We start from the raw sequence: 5,139 nt of genomic DNA, 5'->3' as shown, positions 1-5,139 counted from the left end.
TTTTTGCTCTCGGTTTGTTGGAGCGCCAGCGAAGTGGCCCCTCACCCCGACCCTCTCCTTGCAGCAGCGGGGCGAGGGAGTGCGGCATTCCAGCGGAGGGACGACCTGCGACAATGACCTTCATGCCGCTGTCTTGCTCTTCTCGCGCAGTTCGCGGCGGAGAATCTTGCCGACATTGGTTTTCGGCAGCGAGTCGCGGAATTCGATCTGCCGTGGCACCTTGTAGCTCGTCAACTCCGTGCGCGCGAACTTGATGACGTCCTCGGGCGTAAGACTCGGATCCTTCCTGACCACGAAAGCCTTCACCGCCTCGCCCGACTTCCTGTCCTTGACGCCGATCACCGCACATTCCAGCACGCCCGGATGGCTCGCGATCACCTCCTCGACCTCGTTCGGATAGACGTTGAAGCCGGAGACCAGGATCATGTCCTTCTTGCGGTCGACGATTTTTGTGTAGCCATCCGGGGACATCACGCCGATGTCGCCGGTGCGGAAGAAGCCGTCCGCCGTCATCACGTTCGCGGTCTCGTCCGGCCTGTTCCAGTACCCTGGCATCACCTGCGGACCCCTGGCGCAGATTTCGCCGGCCTCGCCGAGCGGCACCTCGCGGCCCTCGTCGTCGCGGATGGAGATGTATGTCGAGGGCATGGGTAGACCGATCGTGCCGGTGAACTTGTCGCGGTCGGCGGGATTGCAGGTCAGGGTCGGCGAAGTTTCGGAAAGGCCATAGCCTTCGAGCAACGGACAGCCCGTCACTGTCAGCCATTTCTCCGCGACCGCCTTCTGGACTGCCATGCCGCCGCCGATCGAGACCTTGAGCTTCGAGAAGTCGACCTTGTCGAAACCGGGTGCATTGAGCAGGGCGTTATAGAGTGTGTTCACCGCCGGGAAGCAGTTGATCTGATGCTTCATCAGTTCCTTGATCGTGCCCGGCACGTCGCGCGGATTCGGAATCAGCAGATTGACGCCGCCGGCGCGCATCGCCAGCATGAAGCACGCCGTCAGCGCGAAGATGTGATAGAGCGGCAGCGCGCAGACGATGAAGAGCTGATCGACCACCGGCGGCTTTTTCAGCGCCGGCTGCAGCCAGGCGTCGTTCTGCAGCATATTGGCGAGAATGTTGCGATGAAGCAGCGTCGCCCCTTTCGAGACGCCGGTGGTCCCGCCGGTATATTGCAGGAAGGCGACGTCGTCGGGCGCAAGGTTCGGTTTGGCCAGCGTCATGCCGCGTCCTGCGGCGAGGGCGTCGTTGAACCTGACCGCGCCCGGGATCGATAACGACGGCACCATCTTCTTGATGTGGCGAACCACGAAATTCACGATCACGCCCTTGAAGCCGAGCAGGTCGCCCATGCTGCCGACGATGACATGCCTGACGGCGGTTTTGCCGATCGCCTGCTGCACGGTCTGTGCGAAATTCTCCAGCACGATGATCGCTTCCGCGCCGGCATCCTTGAGCTGATGCTCCAGCTCATGCGGCGTGTAGAGCGGGTTGACGTTGACCACGGCATAGCCGGCGCGCAGCACGGCCACCGTCGAGACCGGATATTGCAGCACGTTCGGCATCATCAGCGCGACGCGCGCGCCTTTTTTTAGTCCCTGGCCTTGCAGATAGGCGCCGAGCGCCCGTGACGCCTCATCGAGCTCGCGATAGGTGATCGCCTTGTCCATGCAGATGAACGCCTTGCGATCGCGAAATTTGGCGAAGCTCTCTTCAAGCAGGTCGATCAGCGAGGCGTATTGCGACGCGTCGATATCGGCAGGCACGCCTGCGGGATATTGGCTGAGCCAGATGCGATCCATGCGACTCCCCGGGTCTCCCGCATTCAAGCGAGAAAGGTCTTGTTCAGGGAGTATTGAGCAAGGCGGTTGTCCAAGGCAAGCGGCTGCGCGACTGTGCCGGCGCGCTCTATTGCCCGGCTTCGCCCTTGGCGCTTTCCGCCGGCTTCGGCTTGGCGGCTGGACGGGCGGCAGCCTGCTTGGCGCGGGCGCCTTTGACGTGGCCATCCTTGACCTGGGTCGTCTTGGCGTTCGTGGCTTTAGCGCCGTCGCCGGATTTTATCGTCGCCGAGGCCCGGTGTTTGGATTTTTTTGGCTCGGTGGCGGCTGCAGACTTGGCTTCAGATCTGGCTTCGCTTTTGGCCGCAGATGAACCGTTGCGCTTGCCGCGAGTTACCTTGTTGCGCTTTCCTGCTTTAGGTGGAGCATCGCGCGCAGCATCGGCTTCCGCGGCTGCGGCGATGGCCGCGCCGGTCCGTGTCGGTCCGGTATAGACGACGATCGGGTCCGAGGGGGCGGGCGCCGCCGCCATCATATCCACTGGACGCAAGGCCGGCGGCTGCACGCCGGTCGCCAAGAACGACATCACCGCAGCGCCGGTCGTCGTCGTATTGGCCGCAACATCGTCGTCCTCGTCGCTGGCGGGATGCTTGCGCTTGGGGCCGCACATCTCGTCGCGCAGATTCGGAGGCGCGGCGGCAATGGGCGCCAGATTGTCGACCGTGCCGAGCGCGGGACGCAGCCACGACAGCGTATTGTTGGCGAAGCCGCGCTCCAGCATCTGCGCGGCGCGTACCGCGCGCATCGTGCCGGACGAGGCGCCAAGCACCACCGCGATCAGGCGTTTGCCGTTCTGCGTGGCGGATGCGACGAGATTATAGCCGGACGCGCAGATGAAGCCGGTCTTGAAGCCGTCTGCGCCGGGAAAGCGTCCGATCAGCTTATTGAAATTTTGTGTCACCCTGCGGCCGTAGCGGATCGAGGGAATGTGCACGAAATATTCGTACTCTGGCAGATCGTGAATGAACGCACGCGCGAGAATGGCGAGATCGCGTGCCGACGTGATCTGGCCATCTGCCGGCAGTCCGTTCGGATTCACATAGCTCGTCTGGGTCATGCCGAGCCGTTGCGCGGTCGCATTCATTTCGGCCGAGAAGCCGTCGATCGAGCCGCCGACGCCCTCCGCCAGCACCACGGCCATATCGTTCGCCGACTTCACCAGCATCATCTTCAGCGCATTGTCGACGGTCACCTGCGTGCCGGGCCGGAAGCCCATCTTCGAAGGCGACTGGGCGGCTGCGGTCGGCGACACCGCGAACAGCGTGTCGAGCGTGATGCGTCCCTGCTTGACCGCCGTCAGCGTGACATAGGCAGTCATCAGCTTGGTGAGGGAGGCCGGATACCAGGGATAGGTGGCGTTCTCCGCCTCCAGCACTTTTCCGGTGTCGGCTTCGATCAGAAGGTGCGCTTCTGTGGCATGAGCCGCGCGTACCGGTGCGATCGCGACGATTAATCCGCTCGCAAGCATCATCCAGACCGGCAACGATGTGCGAGCTAGGGCGATGGATTTGCGAAACAGGACGATGAGAAAATGCACGGTCGTTCCGGTCCTTTGAGACCCGCCTTTGGCAAGGAGGCCTGCTTCGAGCATTTTCCGGCTAAGTAGCGTTCGGTTAGCCGTAAGAAAATACTCTCATTGAGTGACTGCGCGTATTCTGATCGCAAAACCGGTATCCACTTTTGCGGAATACGCGCTGGGTTTCAAGCGTGTCCGGCGCCGTCGATCGCGGCTGCGCCAACCTATACTGGCTCGGTGAGCCAGAACAGTGGGTCGCTGCTTAATTCCCCGACGAAAGGGGCCGAATTTCGACGCTCGGGGAACCGTCCGGAATCATGAACTGTGCTTTCGCGAGCTGGGCGAAATGGCCGCTCCTCGCCACGAGTTCTTCAAAGGTTCCGTTTTCGATCACGCGTCCGTTCTCGAAAACCAGAATGCGCGTGGCGTTGCGGATGGTGGAGAGCCGGTGTGCGATGACGAAGGTGGTGCGGCCCTTCATCACTTCATCGAGAGCGGCATTGACCCTGGCCTCGGTCACAGCGTCCAGCGCAGAGGTCGCCTCGTCGAGAATCAGGATCGGCGGATCCTTGAGCAGCGCGCGGGCGATCGACAGCCGTTGCCGCTCGCCGCCGGACAACATGCGTCCGCGCTCGCCCGCATGGGTGTCGAACTTTTTCTCGCCGCGTTCGATGAACTCCAGCGCCTGGGCGCGTGCGGCCGCGAGCCGCATCTCCTGCTCGGACGCATCCGGCTTGCCGACGCGCAGGTTCTCCGCGATCGAGCGGTCGAACAATAGCGGCTCCTGAAACACTACGCCGATATTTCGGCGCAACCCGGCCAGCGTGAGGCCGCGAATATCCATGCCGTCGATCTTGATGGCGCCGGATTGCGGATCGAAGGCGCGATGCAGCAGAGCGACGGCAGTGGACTTGCCAGCGCCGGTCGGGCCGACCAGCGCAATGGTCTGGCCGGGCAATGCCACAAAGGAAAGGTTCTCCACCGCGGGCCGCTTGCCGTCGTAGGTAAACGACACGTCGTCGAATTCGACGAGACCCTGCAATCGTCCGGGGTCGACGGCATCGGGACGGTCGCGCACCGCCGGAACGGCGTCGAGCACGTTGAAGAACTCCTTGAGCCGCGGCGCTTCCATGAAAACGCTGTTGATGAAGGAGACGACCTGTTCGAGCCGCTGGATCAGCATGGTGGCGAAGCTGACGAACATCACGATCTCGCCGACCGATGTCATTCCCCGCTGGTTCAGCGCGATGCCGACGGCGAAGATCGCCAGGATGGTGATGGTGGTCGAGGCGCGCGTCATCACGGTGACGACGGCCCACCACGACAGCACCGGCATCTGCGCCGCCAGCAACTTGTCGGCGACGAAGCGCAGGCCCTGGACCTCGGCATCGACGCGCACGAAGCTCTGCACCAGCGCGACATTGCCGAGGGCGTCGGAAGCGCGCGCGGAGAGATCGCTGAAATGCGTCTCCACCTCGTTCTGCATGTCGAAGGTTCTGCGAACCACCAGCGTCGTCAGCATCGTGAACACGATGCAGAGCGCGAACAGGACGATCGCCATCCGCCAGTTGATATAGAGCGACAACGGCAGCAGCACGACGAGCGACATGATCGCCGCGAAATGCTCGCGGAAGAAGCCGAGCCACAGCCGCCACAGCGCGTCGGTGCCCTGCAACATCACCTTCATCAAGCGGCCGGAATGGGTGCCGGCATCCACAGCCGCCACAGCGCGTCGGTGCCCTGCAACATCACCTTCATCAAGCGGCCGGAATGGGTGCCGGCAT

2 protein-coding genes and 1 pseudogene are annotated in these 5,139 nt (G+C 62.8%); all 3 read right to left on the bottom strand.

The features are described 5' to 3' along the window. Positions 1-120: 120 nt before the first annotated feature. A complete protein-coding gene (locus BGN91_RS10680; protein ID WP_292612945.1) occupies positions 121-1,803 on the bottom strand; it encodes a long-chain fatty acid--CoA ligase in 1,683 nt (560 codons plus the stop codon). Between the two features lie 106 nt (positions 1,804-1,909). Then, a complete protein-coding gene (locus BGN91_RS10675) occupies positions 1,910-3,310 on the bottom strand; it encodes a D-alanyl-D-alanine carboxypeptidase family protein (protein ID WP_292612946.1) in 1,401 nt (466 codons plus the stop codon). Between the two features lie 307 nt (positions 3,311-3,617). Continuing rightward, positions 3,618-5,063, bottom strand: a pseudogene (locus BGN91_RS10670) (glucan ABC transporter ATP-binding protein/ permease); the annotation flags it as partial. Positions 5,064-5,139: the final 76 nt, after the last annotated feature.

The organism is Nitrobacter sp. 62-13 (assembly GCF_001896955.1).
In the GTDB taxonomy this organism is placed as follows: Bacteria; Pseudomonadota; Alphaproteobacteria; order Rhizobiales; family Xanthobacteraceae; genus Nitrobacter.
This window is presented reverse-complemented; position numbering and strand designations above follow the sequence as displayed.